21 protein-coding genes and 1 pseudogene are annotated in these 23,959 nt (G+C 59.1%); 6 read left to right on the top strand and 16 right to left on the bottom strand.

The window, feature by feature from the left end:
* Positions 1–62 precede the first annotated feature (62 nt).
* The 5 genes from M0412_RS15205 to M0412_RS15185 are packed head-to-tail and all read right to left on the bottom strand — an operon-like array spanning position 63 to position 4,144.
* Positions 63–2,312 carry a DDE-type integrase/transposase/recombinase gene (locus M0412_RS15205; protein ID WP_269699198.1) on the bottom strand — a complete coding sequence of 750 codons (2,250 nt, stop codon included), beginning with the start codon at positions 2,310–2,312 and terminating at the stop codon, positions 63–65.
* Positions 2,309–2,482 carry a hypothetical protein gene (locus M0412_RS15200; RefSeq protein ID WP_156316010.1) on the bottom strand — a complete coding sequence of 58 codons (174 nt, stop codon included), beginning with the start codon at positions 2,480–2,482 and terminating at the stop codon, positions 2,309–2,311. The genes M0412_RS15205 and M0412_RS15200 overlap by 4 nt, the downstream gene beginning before the upstream one ends.
* Positions 2,479–2,943, bottom strand: coding sequence for a hypothetical protein (locus M0412_RS15195; protein WP_052817297.1), 465 nt, complete (start codon positions 2,941–2,943; stop codon positions 2,479–2,481). The genes M0412_RS15200 and M0412_RS15195 overlap by 4 nt, the downstream gene beginning before the upstream one ends.
* Positions 2,940–3,791 carry a ParB N-terminal domain-containing protein gene (locus tag M0412_RS15190; protein ID WP_269699197.1) on the bottom strand — a complete coding sequence of 284 codons (852 nt, stop codon included), beginning with the start codon at positions 3,789–3,791 and terminating at the stop codon, positions 2,940–2,942. The genes M0412_RS15195 and M0412_RS15190 overlap by 4 nt, the downstream gene beginning before the upstream one ends.
* A 47-nt stretch (positions 3,792–3,838) precedes the next feature.
* On the bottom strand, positions 3,839–4,144 hold the full coding sequence (locus M0412_RS15185; RefSeq protein ID WP_052817301.1) for a helix-turn-helix domain-containing protein: 306 nt from the start codon (positions 4,142–4,144) through the stop codon (positions 3,839–3,841).
* A 247-nt stretch (positions 4,145–4,391) separates the two neighbouring features.
* On the opposite strand from M0412_RS15185, the gene M0412_RS15180 reads away from it, so the two are divergent.
* Positions 4,392–5,090 carry a helix-turn-helix transcriptional regulator gene (locus tag M0412_RS15180; RefSeq protein ID WP_269699196.1) on the top strand — a complete coding sequence of 233 codons (699 nt, stop codon included), beginning with the start codon at positions 4,392–4,394 and terminating at the stop codon, positions 5,088–5,090.
* Between the two features lie 354 nt (positions 5,091–5,444).
* On the opposite strand, the gene M0412_RS15175 is transcribed toward M0412_RS15180, so the two are convergent.
* From M0412_RS15175 to M0412_RS15155, 5 genes are all read right to left on the bottom strand, one after another.
* Positions 5,445–7,034: an ABC transporter substrate-binding protein gene (locus M0412_RS15175; protein WP_269699195.1), complete on the bottom strand. Its 1,590-nt coding sequence runs from the start codon at positions 7,032–7,034 to the stop codon at positions 5,445–5,447.
* Between the two features lie 34 nt (positions 7,035–7,068).
* Positions 7,069–8,268 (bottom strand): M20 aminoacylase family protein, encoded by a 1,200-nt coding sequence (locus tag M0412_RS15170; protein WP_269699194.1) that lies wholly within the window; start codon positions 8,266–8,268, stop codon positions 7,069–7,071.
* A 93-nt stretch (positions 8,269–8,361) separates the two neighbouring features.
* Complete coding sequence (locus M0412_RS15165) at positions 8,362–9,546, bottom strand: LLM class flavin-dependent oxidoreductase (RefSeq protein WP_269699193.1); 1,185 nt, start codon at positions 9,544–9,546, stop codon at positions 8,362–8,364.
* Positions 9,537–10,433 carry an NmrA family NAD(P)-binding protein gene (locus M0412_RS15160; protein ID WP_269699192.1) on the bottom strand — a complete coding sequence of 299 codons (897 nt, stop codon included), beginning with the start codon at positions 10,431–10,433 and terminating at the stop codon, positions 9,537–9,539. The genes M0412_RS15165 and M0412_RS15160 overlap by 10 nt, the downstream gene beginning before the upstream one ends.
* 7 nt (positions 10,434–10,440) lie before the next feature.
* Entirely contained in the window at positions 10,441–11,508 is a 1,068-nt protein-coding gene (locus tag M0412_RS15155) for an ABC transporter substrate-binding protein (RefSeq protein WP_269699191.1), read from the bottom strand.
* A gap of 355 nt (positions 11,509–11,863) precedes the next feature.
* On the opposite strand from M0412_RS15155, the gene M0412_RS15150 reads away from it, so the two are divergent.
* On the top strand, positions 11,864–13,171 hold the full coding sequence (locus tag M0412_RS15150) for an NtaA/DmoA family FMN-dependent monooxygenase (RefSeq protein WP_269699190.1): 1,308 nt from the start codon (positions 11,864–11,866) through the stop codon (positions 13,169–13,171).
* Positions 13,172–13,257: 86 nt separating this feature from the next.
* Here the strand turns inward: M0412_RS15150 and M0412_RS15145 are convergent, their stop codons facing one another.
* Positions 13,258–14,286, bottom strand: a complete 1,029-nt coding sequence (locus M0412_RS15145; RefSeq protein WP_269699189.1) for an LLM class flavin-dependent oxidoreductase — start codon at positions 14,284–14,286, stop codon at positions 13,258–13,260.
* Between the two features lie 421 nt (positions 14,287–14,707).
* On the opposite strand from M0412_RS15145, the gene M0412_RS15140 reads away from it, so the two are divergent.
* The 3 genes and pseudogenes from M0412_RS15140 to M0412_RS15130 all read left to right on the top strand — a co-directional run bounded on the left by M0412_RS15140 (position 14,708) and on the right by M0412_RS15130 (position 18,171).
* On the top strand, positions 14,708–15,856 hold the full coding sequence (locus tag M0412_RS15140) for a mandelate racemase family protein (protein ID WP_269699188.1): 1,149 nt from the start codon (positions 14,708–14,710) through the stop codon (positions 15,854–15,856).
* 6 nt (positions 15,857–15,862) lie between these two features.
* Positions 15,863–16,491, top strand: a pseudogene (locus M0412_RS15135) (SGNH/GDSL hydrolase family protein).
* A gap of 81 nt (positions 16,492–16,572) precedes the next feature.
* Positions 16,573–18,171 (top strand): ABC transporter substrate-binding protein, encoded by a 1,599-nt coding sequence (locus tag M0412_RS15130; protein WP_269699187.1) that lies wholly within the window; start codon positions 16,573–16,575, stop codon positions 18,169–18,171.
* Positions 18,172–18,552: 381 nt separating this feature from the next.
* Here the strand turns inward: M0412_RS15130 and M0412_RS15125 are convergent, their stop codons facing one another.
* The 4 genes from M0412_RS15125 to M0412_RS15110 are packed head-to-tail and all read right to left on the bottom strand — an operon-like array spanning position 18,553 to position 22,061.
* Positions 18,553–19,311, bottom strand: coding sequence for an ABC transporter ATP-binding protein (locus M0412_RS15125; RefSeq protein ID WP_269699186.1), 759 nt, complete (start codon positions 19,309–19,311; stop codon positions 18,553–18,555).
* Complete coding sequence (locus tag M0412_RS15120; RefSeq protein ID WP_269699185.1) at positions 19,311–20,147, bottom strand: ABC transporter ATP-binding protein; 837 nt, start codon at positions 20,145–20,147, stop codon at positions 19,311–19,313. Before M0412_RS15120 ends, M0412_RS15125 begins: the two co-directional genes overlap by 1 nt.
* Before the next feature lie 4 nt (positions 20,148–20,151).
* Complete coding sequence (locus tag M0412_RS15115) at positions 20,152–21,039, bottom strand: ABC transporter permease (protein ID WP_269699184.1); 888 nt, start codon at positions 21,037–21,039, stop codon at positions 20,152–20,154.
* A complete protein-coding gene (locus M0412_RS15110) occupies positions 21,039–22,061 on the bottom strand; it encodes an ABC transporter permease (protein ID WP_046801475.1) in 1,023 nt (340 codons plus the stop codon). Before M0412_RS15110 ends, M0412_RS15115 begins: the two co-directional genes overlap by 1 nt.
* Before the next feature lie 317 nt (positions 22,062–22,378).
* Between M0412_RS15110 and M0412_RS15105 the strand changes: the two genes are divergently transcribed.
* Positions 22,379–23,014 carry a LysE family translocator gene (locus M0412_RS15105; protein WP_269699181.1) on the top strand — a complete coding sequence of 212 codons (636 nt, stop codon included), beginning with the start codon at positions 22,379–22,381 and terminating at the stop codon, positions 23,012–23,014.
* A 26-nt stretch (positions 23,015–23,040) separates the two neighbouring features.
* On the opposite strand, the gene M0412_RS15100 is transcribed toward M0412_RS15105, so the two are convergent.
* Positions 23,041–23,772, bottom strand: a complete 732-nt coding sequence (locus M0412_RS15100; protein WP_269699180.1) for a FadR/GntR family transcriptional regulator — start codon at positions 23,770–23,772, stop codon at positions 23,041–23,043.
* Positions 23,773–23,959 lie beyond the last annotated feature (187 nt).

Genomic DNA, 23,959 nt, shown 5'->3' with positions numbered 1-23,959 from the left:
TTTGATCCTCGTATTTATTGCAATGCAGAGGGGTCGATGGCAGTCGGCCCCTTTTTCTTGACCTAGCCGCGGAGTGCGGCGTCGATCCCGAAATCTTCGAAAATGTCCCGGCGCGTCTGGTAATCGGCGCTGGCCTTGTAGCGAGCGAGCTTGCCAGCCGTGGCGTCATCAATGACGACACCGGAGGCGATCTGCGCCTCGACAGCCTGCGCCCATTTGAACATGCGGGCGCTGTCGGAAAGCGCCGCATCCGGGTCCAGATGAATGACGGTGGAATTGCCCTTCTGCTCGGCCTCGCGGACGATGGCCGCGTGGATTTCCGCCGCTTTTTCGTTGAGCGTGGCTGACTGCGGCACCTTCGGCGCGGTCATGGCTTCCAGTGCGGCGGCAATGGCGGGCGTGCTGTGCTGCTGTTCGCGCTTGGGCAACTGGATGACGTTGGCGGTTCCGGCTTCGCGCTCTGCCTTCTCTTTCTTGGCAAGACGGATAGTGCGCTCGATGCCGGAAGGCCCTTTCTTCAGCTCACGAATATCGGCCTTGATCTCGCGTTCCTTCTCGCGGATCAGCTCGGCGGCAATCTGTTTCTGTGCCTTGACGTAAGCCTGTGGATTGACCTCGGAGAGTTCCGGGCAGATGGCGACATCGAGATACCGCCCGGTTTCGCCGTCAAAGACGTACATCCGGCCCATATCGAGCGGATCGAGGCGGCAGAACACATCGGTGCCGACCATGATGGAACCGGCGAGATAGAAGAAACCATCATTCTGAATGCCACGCTTCTGCATGACGCGATGGCCGTTCTTGCCAGCCACCGGCATCAGCAGCGCGTCCAGTGCACGCTCGTCAACACGATTGATCTTCGCCAGAGAAGCGGCTGCGACCTCGTTGGGTGCGCGGTCTTTCAGACCGCCGTGTTCGCGCTCGTGATAGACATATTCGAGCCAGTCATCGATATGATGCTGGAGCTGCTCGGCGGTCAGAGCGACTTCGAACAGTTCCTTTTCGTCAGCGCCGAGGCGTTCGGCAAACGACTTGCGACCTTCGATCGCTTTCCGATCGGCAACCGAATGGCCGATGTAACCGGGGAGCTGCGGGCAAACCTCATGCTGGAACGTCCTGATGACGCGCTCGACATGACCCTTCTGCTCGGGGCTGTAAGCGTCGGACGGATCGGGTTCGATATCGAGATCGGTAAACAGGCGCTTGATGGCGATGGCCACGAAATCCGAGCCATTATCCGTCTTAATGACCTTTGCGACGCCCCATTTCAGGATGGCTTTACGCATCATCAGGCCAACGGCGGAGGCACGTGGTGTTTTCGAAAGGGTGATGACCAGCCTACGCGTGGCGATGTCGATGCAGGCATATAATGAGTGGCGACCGTCTATGCAGAGTGCATCGACCGGAGAGGCGTCGATCATCCAGAGCGCGTTCGGCTCGGTAATGTGACGGAACGTGCCGGTACCGGAAAGCTTCATGTGCGACCGGAACTTGTCAGGATCGGTGATCTTGGTCAGGACAACCTTTTCCGAGGACTTCAACTGCGCGATGAAATGCTGGAAGGTGCGCTCCGGCGGGAGCGGCTTCAGTTCGCCGTTGCGGTCAACCAGCTCCGCGCCAAAAAAATCCTTGCAGTAGCCCCTGATGACATCGGCCGACAGCGCCGGGTTCTTGGCGATCCATGCCAGCACGAAGGCACGAACCTCTCCCGCGTTCGCGGTGTCGAGCAAGCCCTTGCCCTTGCGCGCTTCCGACCGATCGACGGCGAGCTTGTCCTTTGCTCCGGCCTGTTTGGCTGAGCGCCACCGGAAAACCGACCGCTGCGAAATCTGCGGCAGGATGTCCTTCACCCAAGCGTCTGCTTGGATCATGTTCATGTTCCACCGGTCGCAGAAGATGAACATGCTGGCCTGCACCGATATCTTAAGGCCTTTTGAGAAGGTCTCGAAGGCGGCGACAACAGCCAAGCGGGCATCACGTTCGCGCCGGGCGCGATCGGTCAAAGCCGCAGAGACTGACGTTTCTGGCTCGGCCTGCGGCTGCACCGGCTCGCTGCCGACAACCATATAGCGCTGCACATAGGTGACCTGAGCGAGGGTCGGGAACAGGCGATAGTGATATTCCAGACCACCGCCAAAGCCAGCGTGGTCACGGGTCAATGAGGGGACGTCGTTCCAGCCCTCACGCTTCGCGAACCGTATCACGGCGCTCTTCGTGGTTGGCAGGCCGGGCAAGGCTTCCTCCGCAATCTCACGGGCGGTCAGCCATTCCTTCAGGCGTCGGGTTTCGGAGGGAAAGGGAACCGTGTTCAACGTGTCGCCCTCACGATGAGGACAAGCGCCGTGGCGACCTGCGAGAAATAGATCATCCCGAGGATGAAACAGGTGACTGCCCACAAGGCGGAAACGTCTTTTACGATCTGGCTTTTCGCGACACGGCAGACGAACTGCAGGAATGGCGCGATGCTGCTGGCTATATTCATCGGCGTGCTCTCTTCCTTACGGCGCGAGCTGCTCTCAGCGCCTCCATTTCCTTGATGTGATCCTCAAGGAGCTGGTCCTCGATCATCTCGGCGTATTCGTCCTCGATGACGGTGAGACCGAACTCGCCCGGCACGAAACCGAGCAGCTCCTTGGCTTTGGTGGCGTGGACAAGCGCGATGAAGGCATCGAGCGGAATGCGGTGTTCGCCGCTGCCTTCCGAGGCCCATTTGTCGAGCATCGCGCTTGAGATCGTGCGTCCGAGATATTTGCTCATGGCGCTGGCGATCTCTGACCGCTGCCAGCCGTCATCGCGGGCATCGCGCAGGGCGCGGGCGATGAGGCGGGAAATACGATTGTCGAGCGGGCCGCGACCGGTCACGCCTTCTTCGTAGCGGATTGCCACCTGCGGCGGCGTCCACTCGAAAAGGTCCTTTGTGAGAGGGTCGCGGCGTTTGCTCATCGGCGAGCGGCCCTACGCTCGGCAACCCAACGCATGATGGAAGCTTCGTTCAGGGAGAAGAATGCGTCCTGTTCGGTGGGCTTCATCCGCGTGAAGCGGTCATTAAGCTTTTCCCATGCCGCCAGTGGATTGGCGCGGGGAACTTGGTCGATGATCGCGATGGCGTCGGCATAGTTCGTCGCCTCGCCGGAAATCAGCAGCTCTACGATACGAGCGGCGCGCTCGTAGGGCAGGCCAGCGATATCCATAAGGGTCTGCTGGTTGTCGGCCAAGCCGTCATCCAGCGCGATACGCTCCCGCAGGTCGGCCGGAATACCGGCGATCTTGAGGGCGTTGAAAACATTGCGGCGGCTGATCTTGAGGAAGCGCTGTGCCGCCTCGCTGAAAGTGCCGGAGAACGCGGCGGCTGTCTCGATTGTCTCGACATCGGAGTTTAGTGCAGAGTCTGCACTTAATTCCTGCTTAGGCTTGGGGCCGCGCCGGACCGGGTTTGCTGCCCGCCAGATCGCGCACCAATCGGCAACGTCGACGCTGTGTTCCAGCGCCGTCAGTTCGTGGCGATAGAGAGTTTCGGAAATCTCGGTCAGGCGAATTTGAGCGTCGTTCGCGAATTCGTCCGATTGGCGAACGATGGCGGATATGTCGATGCCGAGCGATATGGCTGCGGCAAGGCGCTTGGCACCAAAGACGAGGCGATATCGCCCCTCGGTACCGGCGATAACCTCGACCGGAACGCGCTGCCCGATCTGCTGGAAGCTTTCGGCCAACGCCTGAATGGCGTCAGGGGAGACTTTTTTCGCGTCTGAGGAGACGTCGATCAGTTGGGGAGACAGAAGTTCAATCTGCATGTGGCACTCTGGATTGTCAGGAAAGGTTGCGCGGCCTGACGAAAACATCAGGCGGCGTTCTGCGCGCCGTCAGACTTCGACGACTTTTTTGCTCTGGTGTTGCCGCTCGTGTTGCTGCTAGTGTCGCCTCGGTCGTGACGACCAAGCGTGTAGCTGTCGGGAAACATCTCGCGGAAAGGCACGCCCAGCGCCTTGGCTAAAGCCTCAGCGCCGGGACGGCTTGCCCCGAGAACCGCCGCACGGCACGCGCTGGAATAAAGGCCAGCATCGCGAGCTATTCCGGTCAGAGTTTTATTCTGCCGTAAGAGTTCCGCTTTGATGGCTGCCCGATCCCACTTCTTTGTGGTCGTCATGATTGCTCCCTGTTTTTCTGACCTTCGGCAAAAGGTCGGTTTGGTTGGGGGTTGGCGTTCAAACTTTGTTGCAACGGGATATTCGCGTAATTGCGTGAAAATGTCAACGAAACTCTCGTCATTACGCGGGTCATAGTTTCGAAATTCACGTAATTCCGAAAATCTGCCATAGGGCATTGAAAATGTTTGGGAAAATCGGGAAGAAGTCGCAAATTTCCGACTGTGCCGCTTGGTCACGGTTTGCGTTATGACGGGAGAAACATTCTCGCAGCGTCTTGAAATCGTGTTGGATGGCGAATCAATTCACGCTTTTTCGAAAAGGGCGAAAATCCCTGATTCCACCTTTCGCCAATATCTGGCTGGCACAATGCCGGGGCTGGAAAAGCTCATCTCGATTTGCGAGGCTGGGAATGTATCGCTGGATTGGCTGGCGACGGGGCGCGGGCGTATGCGACCAGACAACGACAACGTTGCTGGAACGTTGATCGTCGCAGGCGAGCCGAACATTGTCTCAGTTGACGGAAAACAGCACGATATAACACTGGTTCCGCGCCTTGACGTTCGTGCGTCTGCCGGACTTGGTTTGATCGCATTTCAAGAGCAAGCCGTTGAAATAATAGCGTTTCAGTCGGAATGGCTTAGGTCGATCGGCGTTGCGCCATCATTTGCCCGCATCATCACGGCGCGTGGCGACAGCATGGAGCCGACGATCCGCGACGGCGATGTTCTTTTGATCGATACGTCCGTGACCGAAGTGCGCGATAACGGCATCTATTGTGTGGTTTACGGGAATATGCTGCTGGTTAAGCGCGTTCATCCGAGAATGAACGGTTCCCTGCAGCTGATAAGTGACAATGCTGTATATCCGCCAGAAGAGGTCACCTCCGCAGAGGTTCCTGCGCTGTCTATTGCTGGACGCGTGATGTGGTATAGTCGTTCACTGTGAGAGCTAGCGGCCTGAAGCTCTGATTTCGTTCCGGCCGCGTTGCCTGCCATTTGTTCTTGCGGCCGGATTTTCTTGGAAGGCCCTTCAAGACCTTCTTTATGATGTCGTGAGTGCCGAGAAAATAAGGCCTTTAACCGCAGGTTCCCGGATTTTCCCAGTTATTCCCGGTTAAAGCCTACTCCTGCCATCTGGTATTGCGGGTTACATCTACCGTCATGCCGGGCTTGATCCGGCATCCAGCCACGGCGCGTCTGCGCCGTGAGAAGAGTCTCTCGCGATCAAGGACTTGATCACGCTGGACCCCGGATCAAGTCCGGGGTGACGGAGTGGGGATGAACTCACATTTCAAAACGCTTACTCACTTTTCCAGGCAGTCGACAAATCCCCATAGGCAATGTCGATGGTCGTGACGAGCGACTTCAGACTGGTGTTGCGCAGAATGACGGTCGGCAAAGCGACGATGGAGAAATTCGGCAGGTCGTCGCCGGTGATTTTCTGGATGTCGCGGAATTGCGCCGCCCGCTTCGTTTCATCCACCTCGATGGCGGCCGCACGGAAAAGATCATCCACCTTGGGGTTATTGTAGTGGGCGGCATTGACGTAAGGCGCGGGGTTCTTGATGCCATCGGACCAGTAGAGACGCTGCACGCCCGCCGTTGGATCGAACAGCCGGCTGATGCCGTTCACCGTCAGGTCAAAACCGCGCTCGGTGTAAACGCGCTTGATGAAGGTTGCGAGATCGCCTTCGACGATGTCTACCTTCACGCCGAGTTTGCCGAAGGAAGAGCGCAGATAGTCGGCTGTCTTGCGGAAGACGTCGGATGGCAGGAAGGCGAGCCGCAGCGAAAAACGGGTGCCATCAGCACCTCTCGGGTAACCAGCCTTGTCCAGCAATTCGTTCGCTTTGGCGAGATCGAAAGGATAGGTGAAAGGCTTTTCATCATTATAGGCGGTGAAGACGGCCGGGATGTTTGAACCAGCAGGTTTGGCCGTTCCGAAGAAGATCGCGTCATTGATGAAATCGCGGTCGATGGCATGGGCCAGCGCGTGGCGGACTTCCTTTTTGGCAAGGATCGGGTTTTCCAGATTGAACTCGAAGATGGCGGCATTGTTGAGATAGGAGTCTGTATAGACCTCCACCGCAAGCTTCGGATTTTGCCGCAGACGCTCCAGATCACTGTAGGAAACGTCAGCGGTGTAATCCGCCTCCCCCGTTTCCACGGAGATGGTGGTGGAGGCCGCATCCGCAACGAAGCGTGCCACGAAACCATCGAGATAAGGCAGATCGGCCTGCCAGTAATGCGGGTTCTTCTTCAGCTTCACATAGCTGCCGCGTTTCCATTCCTCGAACACGAAGGGGCCGGTGCCGATGGGCGCATTGCCGTTCGGGCTTTCATTGTAGTTTTCCGAAGCATAGGCGTGGGCCGGCAGTATGGGTGTTTCGCCGCCCGTCAGCGCCCGCAGAAGGTAGGGTGCGGGTTTGGAAAGCACCACCACCGCCGTCAGCGGATCGGGCGTTTCGATATCGGCAATATTGGCAAAGGTGATACGCCCGCGCGGACCGACCTTCTTGAAGGCCAGCAGCGAGAATTTCACATCCTGCGCAGTGAAATCCCTGCCATCATGCCATTTGACGCCCTTGCGCAGCTTGAACGTGTGACGCAGCCCGTCGGCGGAGGTTTCCCAGCTTTCGGCGAGAACCGGATGCGGCTTGAACTCGCTGTCGAACCGCACCAGCCCTTCAAGAATTTTCGTGGAAATGGCGCGGGTGCGCGTATTGGAATCGGAAAGCGGCACCAGCGTCGTCGGCTCGCCGAGACCCGCAAGAGTAACGATTCCGCCCTTTTTCGGCGTTTCCGCCGCCAGTGCGGGCAAGGACGGCAACAGCATGGCCCCGGCAAGCGCGGCACTCAGAAGCAATGTCTTACGTCTTGTAATATTCATGGATGTTTCCTCGTAGAGACTCGTTTTCAAATTTTCAGGCAGGTTTCAGCCGGGTTTCCACCAGCCGGGCAAACAGCGTGGCGCCAACCGGCAGGATGGCGTCATCGACGATGAAACCGGGATTGTGGGCAGGCACGGTGCCGGAATGGCCAAGGGTGAAAAATGCGCCGGGCGCGTGTTTCAGGAGATCGGCGAAATCCTCGCTGCCCATGAAGCGGCCCGGCTCAGTGGAGACGCGCTCGTCTCCCAATACCTCGCGGGCCACGCCGGCAACGATCTCCACCGATGCATCGTCATTAGTGAGAACCGAGAATATGTCGCGAATATCCACCTCGGCGGTCAGGCCATGGGCGGCGGCAAGGTGATCGGAAATCGTGCGGATGCGCTCCCGGATGGTTTCGCGCACGCTGTCGGAAAAAGCCCGCACCGTTCCGGCAATCGAGGCCGTTTCGGGAATGACATTATAGGCCGACCCCGCCTCGATGCGCGTGATCGACAGCACGGCAGGATCGGTCGGCGGCACGTTGCGGCTCACAATCGTCTGCAAGGCCTGGATGAGTTCGCCCGTGGCCGGCACCGGATCACGCGAGACATCGGGGTGGGCGGCGTGGGCACCCCTGCCCTTCAGCCGGATATCGAAGAAATCCGCACCTGCCAGAATGGTGCCGGGCGAGACTTTCAGATGATTGGGCGCGGCATGGGTGGAATTATGCAGGCCATAAATCTCGTCGACAGGGAAATCCTTGAACAGCCCGTCGGCAATCATGGCGCGCGCGCCGCCAAGACCTTCCTCGGCCGGCTGAAAAATGAACACCACCGTGCCGGCGAAATCACGGGTTTCCGCCAGATAACGGGCGGTGCCGAGCAAAATCGTGGTATGCACATCATGTCCGCAACCGTGGAACTTGCCGGGATAAACCGACGCATAGGGCAGCCCGGTTTCCTCCGGCATCGGCAGGGCGTCCATATCGGCCCGAAGCCCGATGGACCGGTTACCCGCATGGCGGCCGTGCAACACGCCGACCAGGCCGGTCTTGCCATAACCGCGATGCACCTCGATTCCCCAGGAGGCGAGCTTTTCAGCGACGATGCCTGAGGTGCGCACCTCCTCGAAGCCGATTTCCGGATGCTGGTGCAGATCGTGGCGGATGGAGACGAGTTCGGGAACATAGGTCCCGATCCGGTCCAGAATTTTCGGTGCTGATGTTTTGACGGGATCGACGGCGATATTCACGGCATCTCCTCAGGGCAAACAATATCGTTTTCGCAATCGGGCGATTGCGAAGGGGGTTAGCTTCGGAACTGGAAAATCAGGGCTGGAAAGGCGTCAGAGCCTCAGGCCAGCCTCCTTCATCAAGGGCAGAATGCGCTCGGCGAAGTAATCAAGGTCTTCACGGAAATCGTAGAAATTCAGCTGAACCCCATCGATGCCGGCCTTTTTTAAACCGACAAGCTGCTCGACCACCTGTTCCGGCGAACCGATGATTTCGATATTGCCGCCGAGATTGCGCCCCTGCTTGTGGCGCGCATCGCCGCGGCCGCGCCAGGCATGGGCGTCGCTGTCGTAATTATTGGTGGCAAAGGCACGGGTGCCGGCCTGCGGTTTTCCAGCCTCGATGGCATCGGCATAGGCGATCGCCTCCTTTTCCGTATCGCGGCTGACGATGATCGGATTGATGAGCGTCTTCACCTGCCGGCCATAGGCTTTGGCACGGTTCTTGATCGTGGCGACATGATCGGGCAGCGTTTCCAGAGCGCTGTCTATATGCGCGCCGCCTGGCGAAGTGACGAAAACCAGATCGGAATGGCGGGCGGCGAAATCGATACCAGCAGGCGAACCCGTCGCCGTCACCAGCGGCGGGCGGCCAAAGGCCGGCTTCGGCGTGATCCAGCCATTGTTGATCGCCCACGGGTTTAGTTTGCCTTCATAGGAGAAGTTTTCTGTCTCGCCCCACAGGCGGTGAAGCACATCGAACAATTCACCCGCCATATCATAACGCCTGTCATGGTCGATCCGCTGCCAGCCGAACATTTCGTGCTCGATGGCGCGGTGGCCGGTGACGATGTTGATGCCCCAGCGCCCCTTGGCGATATGATCCAGCGTCGCTCCATATTTGGCGAGATGCAGCGGATGTAGAGGCCCGTAAAGCACATGGATGGTCGAGATCAGCAGAATGCTCTTCGTCACCGCCGCCATGGCGCCGAGCGCGATGAAGCTGTCGAGTGAGGATTCGCCGTCATATCCGCCCTTGGGCAGCCATTGGGTGCGGCTGAAGGCGATTTCGAAACCAAGTTCCTCCGCCCGCTTCACCAGTTCGACGTTATAATCGAAAGTCCAGCTGTTGCTGGTCGGCAGGCTGGAGAAATTGATGTCCTGCAGGTTGAGGAACAGGCCGAGCATCAACGGCTGCTTCACCGCTCGGCTCAGCGGGCTGTCTTCGAAATCGGCGGGACTTTTCAGTTCGAGACCTTTCAGCTCCGAACCATCGGGCAAAGGAACACTCAGCGCCATGTCTTTTCTCCCTCGGAATGATCACCCTGCGGTGCGGCTGCGGCCAACCGAGTGCGCAGGTAGCTCTCCACGCCCCGGGGTTGACGACCGGTGATCCGGTCGATGGTATCGGTGACGGATGCCGCCAGACCTTCGCGGATGAGCTGACCGAATTCGCCGATCGCTTTCTGTTCGAACACGCCGATATCCGGTGGAAAGGCCAGCACGGCATCATGCGAAACACCAACCGGCCGATGCAGGATACGGGCCGCAATGCGGGCGATCTCCAGCCCCGTCAGGGCTTCGCCGCCGGTCAGCACCAGGGGGCCGGCAAGCGGTTCATCGGCAGTCAGCGCGTGAACCGCCACATCGGCGATATCGTCGGCATCGATGAAGGAGACGGCCGCATTGCCGAACCGGGCGGGCACATCCTCACCCTTGCGCAGCGCGGCGACAACGGGTTCCAGCACCACCTGCATCCATGCATTCGGCCGCAGTACCGTATGCGCTATGCCGGTTCTGGCAAGATGCGCCTCCACCTCGGCATGGGCCGCACCCGAGATGGAACGGGCGGCATTTTTTATGGTCCAGTCGGAGCCGGATATTTTTACGATCCGCGACGCACCGGCCGAGAGAGCCGCATCGATGACCGCATTCTGGTCAACTGCCAGCGCTTCTCCGATGGGGGAAAGCACAAAGACGGCATTTATGCCGCGCGCCGCCTCCTTCAGGCTGGCCGGATCAGAAAAATTCCCCTCCGCAATCTCGACCCTGTCACCCCAGAGCTTCAGCGCATCCTCGCGCCTGCGGGTCAGCACGCGAACGCTCTCCTGTTTTTGCAAAAGACGGCTGACGACACGCTGGCCGAGCTTGCCGGTTGCACCCGTTACAAGAATGGTGGCTGCCATGACGTCCTCACTTTCCAGCTTTGTGTTGTGCGGTCTCTTGCAGTGAAGAAAGAGCACGTGGATCGGCCCAGTCCCGCACATCGAAATCGTCAGGGATAAATTTCCATTCCAGCAGGAAATCCTTGAAATGGCTCAGCGCATCCAATTCCGCCGGATCGAGATCGAGCCGCAGATTTTGGTGCACATCCGCGCCATTGGCAGCCAGGACCGCCTCTTCGCTGACGCCGATCTCGCGGGCGATGAAACGCACGGCCTCCGCCGGATTGTCATTTGCCCACTGGGCAACCCGCTGAACGGTGGCCACCAGTTCCGCCACCAGATCGGGCCGCTCATCGGCAAAGGTGGCGTCCACCGTCAAGGGACGCGGCGTGCCATTATTGATGCGGATTTTCGGATCGGGATGAAACCCGGTTGATACGACGACCTGAGCACCGATGAGATTGGCGACGGTGACACCTTCGGCGCCCTTGACGAAAAATGCATCGATCTGGCCGCGGTGCAGTGCTGCAATTTCCTCACCATAAGGAAGCCGCCGGCGCAGGCCATGGAAACGCTCATCCGTGGGACCAAGCAGCACTGGCTCTCTTGCTGTCAGATCGACAAGTTCGACATCCGCAACGGTGAGATCGGAAACGGTGAGTGCCGACACGATGCCCTTCAGCGACGTGGCGCGCTGGAAATCGATGGTTTCATTCGGACGTTTCGGCAGGCCGACGCGCCGCCCCTTCAAATCGCGGCCCTTGTTTATTCCGCTTGCGGGCAACGCGATGACCGCCTGAAACTCATCGGTTCTCGTCAGCCCCACCAGCCGCGTCTGCCGGCCACCCGCCTTCGCCCAGATTGGCGGAATGTTGCCGCCCTGGCGGAAGGACCAGTCCAGCCGATGATCAAAATGGCTCTGCCTGATAGCTGGATCGGCCGCATCTCGAATGGAGGAAACGGAGATGCCGTGACCGGCAAAACGCTCCTCTATCCAGCCAAGCTGCACCGCGATCGAGAGCGGCGTTGGTGCCGGGCAGCGGGTGTACCAGAGGGTCACGGGTTGGGTTGCTTGGCGAAGGGCGGCATCAGCCATGGCGGTCGTCCTCGAAATTGCGATCTGGACAGCACACTACACGTTGCGGGATATTTTCTATAGATAAAGTGTACTATTTAGGAGGCGATTGAAGAAATTCGTTTCCATAACACTAGGACCTCGCACGGTGAAGGAAATATCCTTTCGAAAATGGCGTTATTTTCGAACACAACTCCCAACGCAGCCATTCATATCCGGGGCATCCACGTGGGAGCCGGGAAAGCCATGGCTCGAAAGTTTTTCTTCTCCCAGCAGCAAGGATTTTTAACTCGCGACCGAAATCGCGGCTGTTACGCTTTCGGACAATTGCACCCGCCACAGGCTGGAAATCCCATACAGACGGAAAAATAAAAGCATGAGCAACACCAAACGCCGGCTCAATCTCAATGTCGGCATCAACACAACGGGATATCTTCCCAATGCCTGGAAATACAGAAGCGGAGACCGGCACGATATCAATGATATCGGCTATTACCGGCGGCTGACGGAACTGGCCCATAAAGGCCAGTTCGACGCTGTTTTCCTCTCCGACCACCCGGCATTGCTGACCGACCCGGCCAGCCGTCCATTTCACACCATCGATCCGCTCATCCTCTCCACCTCACTTGCCGCGCAGGTGCCGGATATCGGTTTTGTGGCGACGATATCCTCCACCTATAATTCACCCTATAATTTTGCGAGACGGACGCAGTCTATCGACGTGGTCACCGGCGGCCGGCTGATCGTCAACATCGTCTCCTCCTTCAATCCCAATGTCGCGGCCAATTTCGGCAACGATCCGCTGCCACCACGCAGCGAACGTTATGCCAAGGCCACCGAATTTCTCGATGTCGCGAAAAAGCTCTGGTCGAGCTGGGATCCGCGCCGTGAGGGAGACGTGCCGGAAGATCGCTTCTGGGATGCCGCAACGGCGGAAACCATCGATCACGAGGGGCAATATTTCCACGTAAAAGGGCCGCTCAACGTTCCACGCGGGCCGCAGGGACATCCCGTCATCGCGCAGGCCGGCGCTTCCGAAGGTGGCATCGATCTGGCGGCTCGCCATGGCGAGATCATCTATTGCAACATCCTGTCACGCCCGGCGGGTCAGGCCTTCGGCAAAAAGGTGCGTGACCGTGCTGTCTCTTTCGGCCGCGATCCCGCCGGCATCCGCATCGTTCCCGGCCTTGTCGTCATTCTCGGCGAGACCCGTGAGGAAGCGCTGCGCAAGCATGAACTCTTCAGCGGGACCGGCTCGGAAGACGGGCTTCTGGCGCGTTTCGCCAAGGAAAACGGCATTGATCCGCGCGATTTCAACCCGGATATAAAACTCGACGGCGAGCGCTTCATTCCCGACCAGAACCGGCAATGGGCTGTTGGCATGGGGCTTGGCCTGTCCGAGCTGCTGACCCATGAAAAGCTCACCGCGCGTGAGGCCGTGCGCCGCTCCGAGGGACACCACCGGCTGCTGCTCGGCACGCCGGAAGAGGTGGCGGATGGCATCATCGACCTCTGGCAGGATGGCACCGTGGATGGCTACACCCTGCAGCCACCGCGCGCGCCCGATGATATTGCCGAATTCGTCGAAAAGGTCGTGCCGGTGCTGCAGGACCGCGGCGTTTATCCGCGTGAATATGACGGTGCGACGATCCGCGACCGCTATGGTCTGCCTTATCCCGATTGAACCAAGGATGTGGCGCGGTTAAAGCGCCACACCTCCATCGCCCGCCATTTTTGCCGTGTACGACAATGGCGGGTGCCAGGGACGTATTATTGACCTGCCGCCACTTTCAAAACCGGCCGGCCGCCGGAAAGCTGCGGCACGACGGAGGCGAAATCCGTGACGATCTGGCGATAATCTTCCGGCTGAAACTCATAGGGCAACTCCAGACGGAATTCCGAGACATGCGGCAGCACGGGATCACGCGACAGCGTCTCCAGAATCTCCTCAGTCGTGCCAACGATGTCGGGCAGGAAAAGCGTGCGGCGCGCGCCATGCGGCGTATGCGTGCGCTTGTCACGCTCAGCGGCGAATTCCGCATAACGGCGGCGTGTCGCGGGGCTTGCGCTATCGGTTGGCAGGATCACCCGTCCCAGCGCGACACGCGGCTGGCGCTCATGCGCCCATTCCTGCCGGAAGCGGGCGACAAGAGCTGCCTGTGCGGTCAGAAAATCATCGGTATTTTCACCGCTGACGATATTACCGGTCAGAAGATTGAACCCGGCCCTGCCGGCCCACCGGGCGGAGTTCTGCGATCCGCCGCCATACCACAGCCGGTCGGTCAAACCCCTGGCGAAGGGCCGAAGACGCGGCACCTGAGCACCAGCGGCATTGCCGGCCTCCGTGTCACTGGACAAAGGTTCCGATCTCAAAGCCTTCGCCAGCTTTTCCGCGCGACCGTGGCTGTAATCCGCATCGGCAGCAATATCGACATAGTCCGAAATGAGATGCGCAAAGGGCGGCGCGCCCACCGAAACGCCGACATTCAGCCGCCCGTGTGACAGGACATCAACCGTGGCGAGGTCCTCGGCCAGCCTGAAGGGATTTTCATAACCCAGCTGAATGACGGCAGTGCCTAGCCCGATCCGCTTCGTGCGCTGCGATGCAGCGGCAAGAAAAGTGGCTGCCGATGAAACGCCCCGTTCCAGATGGCGCTGACGCACCCAGGCGCTGTGATAACCCAGCGCCTCCCCGGCTTCGAAAAGCTGCAGGGTTTCTTCCAGCCCCTTTGCAGGGTCATCATCGTGATAATTGCCGGGAACCAGAAAGGCGAAATGAGAAATACGGGAAAGAGGCATAGTGAACGTCCGGGAATGGTTGTTGACGGAAGACGGGCTCAGGCGATGCTGCTGCGGCCGTTCTTCCGTGCCGCGCATACTCCAGCAGAATGCCCGATGAAGGGCGCGGCTTGCACGGCATGGTCTTTTATAGTCCCGGTCATTGTTGAAAGATCGTTGCGCAATTTAGTAGTCTACTAAAATTATGGGTTATTCACGACGATCTTGCCGCGTCCTGCTCTCCACTTCCCCCGTCCCTTCGCAGCTCCTAACAGCCACAAAGCCGGTCTGGCCTACGACGCCCGTTACGGGCTACCCGACAAAAACTTGATTTCCGCCTCAAACATGTAATACAGATTATCATACATGTTGACAAATAACGCAGACATGTATGACATTGCGGCAATCATGAACGCTGCGATACCTGCATGAGGGAGGAATTATGATCATCACCGACGTCGAGGTCCGTGTTTTCCACACGACGACCCGTCGCCACTCGGACAGCGCCGGTCACGCGCATCCCGGGCCGGCGCATCAGGTGGAACAGGCCATGCTGACCATCCGCACGGAAGATGGGCAGGAAGGCCACTCCTTCACCGCGCCGGAGATCGTTCGCCCGCATGTCATCGAAAAATTCGTCAAGAAAGTCCTGATCGGTGAAGACCATCGCGACCGGGAACGGCTGTGGCAGGATCTTGCCCACTGGCAGCGCGGCTCGGCTGCGCAACTGACGGACCGCACATTGGCGGTGGTGGATTGCGCATTGTGGGACCTTGCCGGCCGCTCGCTCAATCAACCTGTATACAAGTTGATCGGCGGTTATCGCGACAAGGTGCTGGCCTATGGCTCGATCATGTGTGGTGACGAGCTGGAAGGCGGGCTGGCGACGCCGGAAGATTACGGCCGTTTTGCCGAAACGCTGGTAAAGCGCGGTTACAAGGGCATCAAGCTGCACACCTGGATGCCGCCCGTCAGCTGGGCACCGGATGTGAAGATGGACCTCAAGGCCTGCGCCGCCGTTCGCGAGGCGGTTGGCCCCGATATTCGCCTGATGATCGACGCTTTCCACTGGTACTCCCGCACCGATGCGCTGGCGCTGGGGCGTGGTCTCGAAAAACTCGGTTTCGATTGGATCGAGGAGCCGATGGATGAACAGTCGCTGTCCTCCTACAAATGGCTTTCCGACAATCTCGATATTCCGGTCGTCGGCCCGGAAAGCGCTGCTGGCAAGCATTGGCATCGCGCCGAATGGATCAAGGCCGGCGCCTGCGATATTCTGCGCACCGGCGTCAACGATGTCGGCGGCATCACCCCGGCGCTGAAGACCATGCATCTGGCCGAAGCCTTTGGCATGGAATGCGAAGTCCATGGTAACACGGCCATGAACCTGCACGTTGTCGCCGCCACCAAGAATTGCCGCTGGTATGAGCGTGGCCTGTTGCACCCCTTCCTCGAATATGATGACGGCCACGATTATCTGAAATCGCTGTCCGACCCGATGGATCGCGACGGCTTCGTGCATGTCCCTGACCGGCCGGGCCTTGGCGAGGACATCGATTTTACCTTCATCGACAATAACCGGGTGAGGTAACGGGCGATGAAGACGGTGCTCGCCTTCGGAGACAGCCTCACCTGGGGTGCTGACCCGGCAACGGGTCTGCGGCACCCTGCCGAACACCGCTGGCCGGAGGTTCTGGAGGCCGAGCTTGCCGGAAAGGCAAAGGTTCACCCGGAAGGGCTTGGCGGCGCACCACCTGCTATGATGACCATGCCGGCCCCGCCTGCCGCAATGGCGTGCGGGCGCTTGAAGTCGCGCTGTCCTGCCACATGCCACTTGATCTCGTCATCATCATGCTGGGCACGAACGATATCAAGCCGGTGCATGGCGGGCGGGCGGAAGCCGCAGTTTCCGGCATGCGGCGGCTGGCCCAAATTGTCGAAACCTTTATCTACAAGCCGCGCGAGGCGGTGCCGAAACTGCTGATCGTCGCACCGCCGCCCTGCGTCGCAGGCCCCGGCGGAGAACCGGCGGGTGGGCGGGACATCGGCCAATCGCTCAGGCTTGCGCCGCTTTACCGCAAACTTGCCGGCGAACTCGGTCATGCCTTCTTTGATGCCGGATCAGTTGCCAGCGCCTCACCAGTGGATGGCGTGCATCTGGACGCGCCGGCAACGGCGGCAATCGGCCGGGCGCTCGCAGCACCGGTCAGAGAGATTCTTGGCTGATCCTGCGACGCCCGAGGAGGAACCGGGCGCGAGGATCAAAACGTGGAAAGGCCGTATGAACCGGCCGTATTGGGAGGAAAAATGAAACATTTTCTTGCAACCGCAGCGCTTGGCGCATTGCTGATCGGCGCCATGCCGCTCAGTGTTTTCGCCGAAACGCCGAAAGACCAGCTCATCGTCGCCACAACCATGAGCAATATCCTGACCCTCGATCCGGCCGCCATCACCGGCCGCGAGACCGTGCAGGTCTTGAACAACGTCTATGACACGCTGGTCGTGCTTTCGCCTGAAGATCGCAGCGTGCAGCCCCGCCTTGCCGAACGTTGGGAAATTGGCGAAGACCGGAAATCGATCCGCTTCCATCTGCGCGCCGATGCCAAATTCGCCTCCGGCAATGCCGTGACGGCAAAGGACGTGGCGTGGAGCCTGAAACGCCTGCTCGCCCGCAATCTGGCGCAATCCTCCTTCCTGAAAACCCGTGGTTTCAAGCTGGAGGAAGCCGACAAGCTGTTCGTTGCCGAAAACGACCAGACCTTCGTGCTGAATATTCCGAAGCCTGACGACCCCAATCTTCTCCTGATGATCCTTGCGCAAAACGGTCCCGGCTCGATCATCGACAGCAAGACCGCGCTTGAGAACGAGAAGGACGGCGATCTGGGCGGCGCATGGCTGACGCTGAATTCCGCCGGCTCCGGCCCCTTCAAGCTGACGCAATGGAAATCCAACGAATATATCATCCTCACCCGCAACGACGATTATTGGGGTGAGAAGGCCAAGATGAGGCGCATCCTGATGCGTCATCTGCCGGAATCGCAGTCGCAGCGCCTGATGCTGGAAAAAGGCGATATCGACGTTGCCTATTCCCTGCAGGCCCCCGATCTGAAATCGCTTGAGGCCGACAAGGCCGTCACCATCGAATCCACACCCGGCTCCGGTTTTTATTACCTCAGCGTTTCGATGAAGGATGAGAAATTCGCCAATAAGAAGGTGCGCGAGGCCCTGCGTTACCTGATCGATTACGACGGTCTCGACAAGGCGGTCATGCCCTATTACGGCAAGGTGCATCAGCGTTCTCTCAGCACCGGTGTCATGGGTGCGCTGCCGGATCAGGGCTACAAGCTCGATATCGCAAAAGCCAAGGCGCTTCTGGCTGAGGCCGGTTATCCCAACGGTTTCAAGACGACGCTGCGCGTACTCTCGGAAGATCCCTTCATGAAGGCGGCAACGGCGATCCAGAACACGCTGGCGCAGGCCGGTATTCAGGCCGAGCTGATCAGCGGCTCCGGCGACCAGATCTATGGCGCCATGCGCGAGCGGAATTTCGAACTGCTGCTCGGCCGCGGCGGCGGCGGCCAGCAGCCGCATCCCGACAACAACCTGCGCTCCATCGCCTATAATCCCAACAATGCCGACGACGCCAAGCTGACCAACTATCAGAGCTGGCGCACCAGCTTCTTCGATGAAAAGCTGAACAAGATGATCGAAGAAGCGCTTGTCGAGCGCGATGTGGCGAAACAGACGAAGCTTTATGAGGACCTGCAGGGCTATATGGACGAGATCGTCATGTCGATCCAACCTTTCTCCGAAGTCATCGACACCGCCGCCTTCCGCAGCGATATCAAGGGCATGATCGTCAGCCCCTGGCTTTCGCGCTTTGAAGAGGTGAGCAAGGAGCGGTGATCGGCCGTCCTTACTGCGAATGAAAAGGCGCGGCTAACCCCGCGCTTTTTTTTGCGGGAAGACCGCGTAGAACTGCTCCGACGGGCAAAACATATCGCCTCCGTCATTCCGGCCTTGAGCCGGAATCCAGCCGACGTGCGTCTGCACGGCGGAAAAGGTCCTTTCAGCCCAAGGACTTGGGCTGGCTGGATGCCGGATCTGGTCCGGCATGACGGAAGAGAGGTTTCTGCTTTGTCAGCAGCACGAGGCCCAATCATCACCCAGCCTTTTCTATTTTTGGCCTGCCCCCAAAAAAAATGCCCGACAGGGAGGCCGGGCAAGGAAGGAGGATGTTATTTGTCCGTGACGCCCCGGAGGAGGACAGTCACGTTTTGGGAAGCGTCAAGCGCCTTCATATTCCAGAGAGGCACCGATCAGTTCGCGGGCATAGGGATGCGTCGCGCCATTGCCGGCGATAGCCTCGCGCGGCAGGATTTCGGTGATCTCACCGCGCAGCATCACGGCGAAACGGTCGCACATGTGATCGACCACGGCGAGATCATGGGTGACCATGATATAGGTGAAACCGCGCTCTTCCCGCAGCCGCTGCAACAGATTGAGGATTTCCGCCTGCACCGAGACATCGAGCGCCGAGGTCGGCTCATCAAGCAGAAGCAGAGACGGTTCGAGGATCAACGCACGGGCAATCGCCACACGCTGCCGCTGGCCGCCGGAAAGTTGATGCGGAAAGCGGTCGAGAAAGGAGACGGGCAGACCGACATCGGTGATGACTTTGCGCATGCGCTCTTCACGGTCGCCGAGCTTGTGGATCGCAAGCGATTCCGAAAGCACGGTGCGCACCGACTGGCGGGGATGTAGCGAGCCGTAAGGGTCCTGAAATACCATTTGCAGCATGCGGCACCGCTCGATCAGCGGCATGTCACGCACCGACCTGCCGTTGATGAGGATTTCGCCACTCCAGAAATCGTTGAGCATCGACACACAACGCAGCACGGTGGATTTGCCCGAGCCGCTTTCGCCGACCAGCCCGAAGCACTCGCCAGGCTCCACCTTGAAGGAGACGGAGGGCAGCACTTTCAGCGCCGTATGGCCGCTGCCGAAGGTAATGGAAAGATCGCGGATTTCAACGGAAACGGCCATTATACGTTCTCCTTCAGCCATTCGGGACGGCGATCCAGCACCGCAAGCGGTGAGCGCGAGCCACCGATGCGTGGCTGCGCGGCCAGAAGGCCACGCGTATAGGGATGCTGCGCCTGATCGAGATCGCGCGCGGCCAGCGTTTCCACCACGCGGCCGGCATACATGATGAGAACCCGGTCACAGAAATTGCGCACGAGGTTGAGGTCATGGCTGATCATGATGAGGCCAATGCCGCGATCCCGAACCAGACCGTCGAGAATGTTCAAGACCTGCAACCGCACAGTCACATCCAGCGCCGAGGTCGGCTCGTCGGCAATGACGAGATCGGGATCGGCGAGCAGCATCATAGCGATCATGACACGCTGGCCCATGCCGCCGGAAATCTCGTGCGGATATTGCTCATAGACGCGCGCAGCATCGCGGATCTTCACCGCATCCAGCATGGCGAGCGCCTTTTCCCGAGCCTCGGATTTCGACGCCTTGAAGTGGCGAAGATAGGTTTCCGTTACCTGTTCGCCGACGCGGCGAATGGGATTGAGGGAAAATTTCGGATCCTGAAGGATCATCGACATGCGTCGCCCACGAACCTTCAGCATTTCTTTTTCACTGAGCGCGAGAAGATCGAGGCCTTCGAAATCGAGCTTGTCGGCAGTGATCGTCGCCGATGGCAAAAGGCGCAGCAGAGCCCGGCCGACGGTTGATTTGCCCGAGCCGCTTTCACCGACGATGCCGAGCCGCTCCCGGCCAAGCGTGAAGGAGATGCCACGCACCGCCTCGGTTGCCGAGCCGCCGTAACGAATGCGGAGATTTTCGACGTCAAGGATTGGTTTTTCCATCGTCTTATCTCCGGTTCATCTGCTTAGGATCGAGCGCATCGCGCAGGCCGTCGCCTAAAAGATTGAAGGCGAGGCTGACGGAGAGGATCGCGACGCCGGGGAACGTCACCAGCCACCAGCTGTCCAGCATGTAACGCCGCCCGGTGGCGATCATCGCCCCCCACTCCGGCAGCGGCGGCTGCGCGCCGAGACCGAGAAAGCCGAGGCCGGCAGCAGTCAGAATAACGGTCGCCATGTTAAGCGTCAGGCGGATGAGGACCGAAGGCAGGCACATGGGCATGATGGATTTGACGATGATGCGCAGCGGCGAGGCGCCCTGAAGCCGCGCAGCGGCGATATAATCCGCTTTCCGAAACGTCATGGCCTCGGCGCGGGCAAGACGCGCGATCGGTGGCCACGAGGTGAGCGCAATCGCGATGATCGCATTGTTGAGGCTCGGCCCGAGTGCTGCAACGAAGGCAAGCGACAGGATGAGGCTGGGAAACGACAGGAAAATATCCGTGATGCGCATCATCGCCGTATCGAACTTGCCGCCGAGATAACCGGACGCGGTGCCGACCAGAAGGCCGACCGGGCCGACGATGACCGACACCAGCGTGATGATGGTGAGCGTGATGCGCGCACCCCAGAGCAGGCGGCTGTAGATATCGCGTCCCAGCTCATCCGTACCGAAGACATGGCCATTGCCGGGCGGCTGCAGCGTGTTGGCGAGATCCTGCACATAAGGATCATGCGTCGCGAGCCATGGCGCGAAAATCGCCGAAATGACGAGCAGCAGCAAGATCAGCAGACCGAAGGCCGATGTCGGGCTTTTCAGCAGGAAAAGGATGATGTTCTTCAGCGCGTTTAACGGCACGGGAAGACGAGAGGAGGTTTCTGCACGAGCCGTCATCAGCGGGTCCTCGGATCGAAAAAGCGGTAGAGAATGTCAGACAGGAGATTAAGCCCGATGAAGATGACACCGACGATAAGCACGCAGGTCATCACGGCATTCATGTCGCCGATGATAAGATTGCTGGTGAGATATTGCCCGAAACCCGGCCAGGCGAAGACGGTCTCGATAAGCACCGCGCCTTCCAGCAGCGAGCCGTAAGCAAGGGCAATGATGGTGACCAGTTGCACGCGAATATTGCCAAAAGCATGCAGCCACACCGTCTGTCGCTGCGACAGGCCTTTGACGCGGGCGGTCGTGACATATTCCTGGCCCAGCTGATCCAGCATGAAGCTGCGCGTCATCCGGGTGATATAGGCCGAGGAGGAATAACCGAGCAGGGCGGCGGGAAGGATGAGGTGGTTGATCGCCGACCAGAACACTTCCATGTCACCCGCAAGCAGGCTGTCTATCAGCAGGAAGCCCGTCCGCTCCTCCACCAGACCGATATAGAACTGGTCCATGCGACCACCGCCGCCGACAAGGCCGAGATGGGCGTAAAAAACGATCAGCGCGATCATGCCGGTCCAGAAAATCGGCATGGAATGGCCGAACAGGCTGAGTACGCGCACGAGATGGTCCTGCCAGCGGTCTTTCTTGACGGCGGCATAAACACCCATGGGAATGCCGAGGCCGGCACCAATCAGGATCGCGAAGGTCGCAAGCTCCATCGTCGCGGGCATGACCCGGATGATGTCTTCGATGACCGGTCGGCCGGTGCGGATCGAAGTACCGAAATCGCCGGTGAACACATCGCCGAGATAATAGATGAACTGCTGCCACAGCGGACGGTCGAAGCCGAGCGCATGATAGACCTGTTCATAGGTTTCACGGGTTGCATCCTCACCGACGATCGCCCGCACCGGATCGGCGGGCATCAGGCGACCGATGAAAAAGGTCAGCAGCAGCAGTCCAAGCAGCGTAACGGCAATACTTCCGATCTGGCCGGACAGGCCATAAAGCGAAAGGCGTCTTTTTGACATGATTCCTCCCTTGCCAGAAACCGATCGGCGCAAGGATGAATGCGCAATCCTGTCTGACAACTATTCACAAGTTGTCACAGGTGTAGAAAGCTGTCAAGCACGGGTCAGCAAAATCGACAGCGCCAGAGGCTCCGAAAAATTTATCCCGGTGGAAATTTCACCCTGCAGTTACCGGGGTTTCCCCTTCACCGGAAAATAAACCCCTTACGTTGTCGCAACCGCAAAAGCCTGTATTCTTTCGTTTCGAAAATATGCCGGCGCGAATGCAGTTCCAGGCATTGCCGACAACATCGAGGGCTTCCGGGGGAGAGCAAGAAATGGCCGATATGACGCTTCTGGCATTTGCCCTCGTCGCTTTCATCGGTATCGCGACGCCCGGTCCGACTGTTTTGCTGGCGCTTTCGAATGGCTCGAAATTCGGAATTCAGCGCGCTTTGACCGGCATGGCCGGCGCAATTCTCTCCGATTTCGTTCTGATCGGTGCGGTTGCGCTGGGGCTGGGAGCCCTGCTCGCTGCCTCGGAATTCTGGTTCAGCGTCGTCAAATGGGTGGGCGTCTGTTATCTCGTCTTTCTCGGTCTCATGCTGCTTCGCTCCAGAGGCACGCTCGACGGCGCGCTGCAACCGACAGATAGGAACGGGGCGACATCCGCACGTTCGGTCTTTCTCAAGAGCTTTCTTGTCGCGGTGACCAACCCCAAGGGCTATCTGTTCTTTTCTGCTTTCCTGCCGCAGTTCATCAACCCTTTGGCGCCGCAAATCCCACAATATGCGGTGCTTGCGCTGGTCTTTGCCGCCATCGATTTCATCGTGATGTTCGGATACGCCCTGCTGGGCGCACAGGCCGTCAGAATGTTACGCAAATCCGGCGCCCTGTGGCTTGACCGGATTTGCGGCGGTGCGCTGCTGACGCTTGCCGCCTCTCTGGCCCTTTATCGCCGGGCAAGCACCTAAGCCATTGAGACGGCTATCTTTCCGTCTTACTCCGCCGCCGTACGGGAGCGCAGAAGTACCTTGTAACGTTCAAGACTGCCACGCAGATGCGCCGCCATATATTGGCGCGCGGCATCCGCATCGCTTTCTATGATGGCGTCGACGATCCTGGCATGTTCCTCCTGCAGATGGAGATTATAGTCCTTCGGACGTGCGCCGGGTGCCGCGCCCTGCAATTCGCCACGCGGAATGATGCCGGAACGAATGAGTTGAAGGAACTCCGGAAAACGCCGGTTCTGCGTTGCCTGCGCAATTGCCAGATGGAATTCGAAATCGGCATCCCGTGTCGGCAGCCCGGCGGCCAGGCAATCACCAATCCGCCGGTGCGCATCGACAATCGCCTCCACCTGCACGGCGGAACGACGCGATGCCGCAAGGCCGGCGGATTCAACCTCAAAAACCGTTCGCAATTCCAGCAACTCGATTACCGAGGAAATCCGCCCGATAGCCAGATCGTTGAAAGGCAGTTCCTTGGCTGGTTTCGTCTCCACGGCAAAAACGCCCGCGCCCTTGCGGGCTTCAACGAGACCATCGGCGCGCAGAATGGCGATGGCTTCGCGCACGACGGTACGGCTTACGGAATATTCACGCGTAAGCGCGCTCTCGCTCGGAAGACGGTCACCCGGGCGGAACACGCCCTCCGACAAATCCCGCCTCAGTGCCGAACTGATTTTCGCCGCGAGCGATACCCCCTGCTTCGTGCTGCTCTCACCGTCCATTCCAGCCCACCTGTTTTTAACCTGTCTGGCATGTTAGCAAACACCCGCAACATTGCAAGGGCCGGCCACCTTGACGATTGGCTTGGCGGACCCTCGCGGTCATCCATCCTGTCGCTCGAAAAGAAATTTTCAACATCTTGCGGGAAGACGATATACATTATACAATAACATATATTAATTTAGAACA

Origin of the sequence: Agrobacterium sp. O3.4 (assembly GCF_041414895.1) — a bacterium.
Lineage (GTDB): Bacteria > Pseudomonadota > Alphaproteobacteria > Rhizobiales > Rhizobiaceae > Agrobacterium > Agrobacterium cucumeris.
Note: the sequence above shows the minus strand (reverse complement) of the source record. Positions and strands in the feature narration are given on the sequence as shown.

Coding starts and splice junctions, on each gene's coding strand:
- M0412_RS15100 (WP_269699180.1), bottom strand. CDS start 23,772: ATGGACGGTGAGAGCAGCACGAAGCAGGGGGTATCGCTCGCGGCGAAA.
- M0412_RS15145 (WP_269699189.1), bottom strand. CDS start 14,286: ATGCCTCTTTCCCGTATTTCTCATTTCGCCTTTCTGGTTCCCGGCAAT.
- M0412_RS15140 (WP_269699188.1), top strand. CDS start 14,708: ATGATCATCACCGACGTCGAGGTCCGTGTTTTCCACACGACGACCCGT.
- M0412_RS15110 (WP_046801475.1), bottom strand. CDS start 22,061: ATGTCAAAAAGACGCCTTTCGCTTTATGGCCTGTCCGGCCAGATCGGA.
- M0412_RS15200 (WP_156316010.1), bottom strand. CDS start 2,482: ATGAATATAGCCAGCAGCATCGCGCCATTCCTGCAGTTCGTCTGCCGT.
- M0412_RS15150 (WP_269699190.1), top strand. CDS start 11,864: ATGAGCAACACCAAACGCCGGCTCAATCTCAATGTCGGCATCAACACA.
- M0412_RS15120 (WP_269699185.1), bottom strand. CDS start 20,147: ATGGAAAAACCAATCCTTGACGTCGAAAATCTCCGCATTCGTTACGGC.
- M0412_RS15105 (WP_269699181.1), top strand. CDS start 22,379: ATGGCCGATATGACGCTTCTGGCATTTGCCCTCGTCGCTTTCATCGGT.
- M0412_RS15160 (WP_269699192.1), bottom strand. CDS start 10,433: ATGGCAGCCACCATTCTTGTAACGGGTGCAACCGGCAAGCTCGGCCAG.
- M0412_RS15125 (WP_269699186.1), bottom strand. CDS start 19,311: ATGGCCGTTTCCGTTGAAATCCGCGATCTTTCCATTACCTTCGGCAGC.
- M0412_RS15165 (WP_269699193.1), bottom strand. CDS start 9,546: ATGGCGCTGAGTGTTCCTTTGCCCGATGGTTCGGAGCTGAAAGGTCTC.
- M0412_RS15175 (WP_269699195.1), bottom strand. CDS start 7,034: ATGAATATTACAAGACGTAAGACATTGCTTCTGAGTGCCGCGCTTGCC.
- M0412_RS15115 (WP_269699184.1), bottom strand. CDS start 21,039: ATGACGGCTCGTGCAGAAACCTCCTCTCGTCTTCCCGTGCCGTTAAAC.
- M0412_RS15180 (WP_269699196.1), top strand. CDS start 4,392: ATGACGGGAGAAACATTCTCGCAGCGTCTTGAAATCGTGTTGGATGGC.
- M0412_RS15130 (WP_269699187.1), top strand. CDS start 16,573: ATGAAACATTTTCTTGCAACCGCAGCGCTTGGCGCATTGCTGATCGGC.
- M0412_RS15185 (WP_052817301.1), bottom strand. CDS start 4,144: ATGACGACCACAAAGAAGTGGGATCGGGCAGCCATCAAAGCGGAACTC.
- M0412_RS15155 (WP_269699191.1), bottom strand. CDS start 11,508: ATGGCTGATGCCGCCCTTCGCCAAGCAACCCAACCCGTGACCCTCTGG.
- M0412_RS15195 (WP_052817297.1), bottom strand. CDS start 2,943: ATGAGCAAACGCCGCGACCCTCTCACAAAGGACCTTTTCGAGTGGACG.
- M0412_RS15190 (WP_269699197.1), bottom strand. CDS start 3,791: ATGCAGATTGAACTTCTGTCTCCCCAACTGATCGACGTCTCCTCAGAC.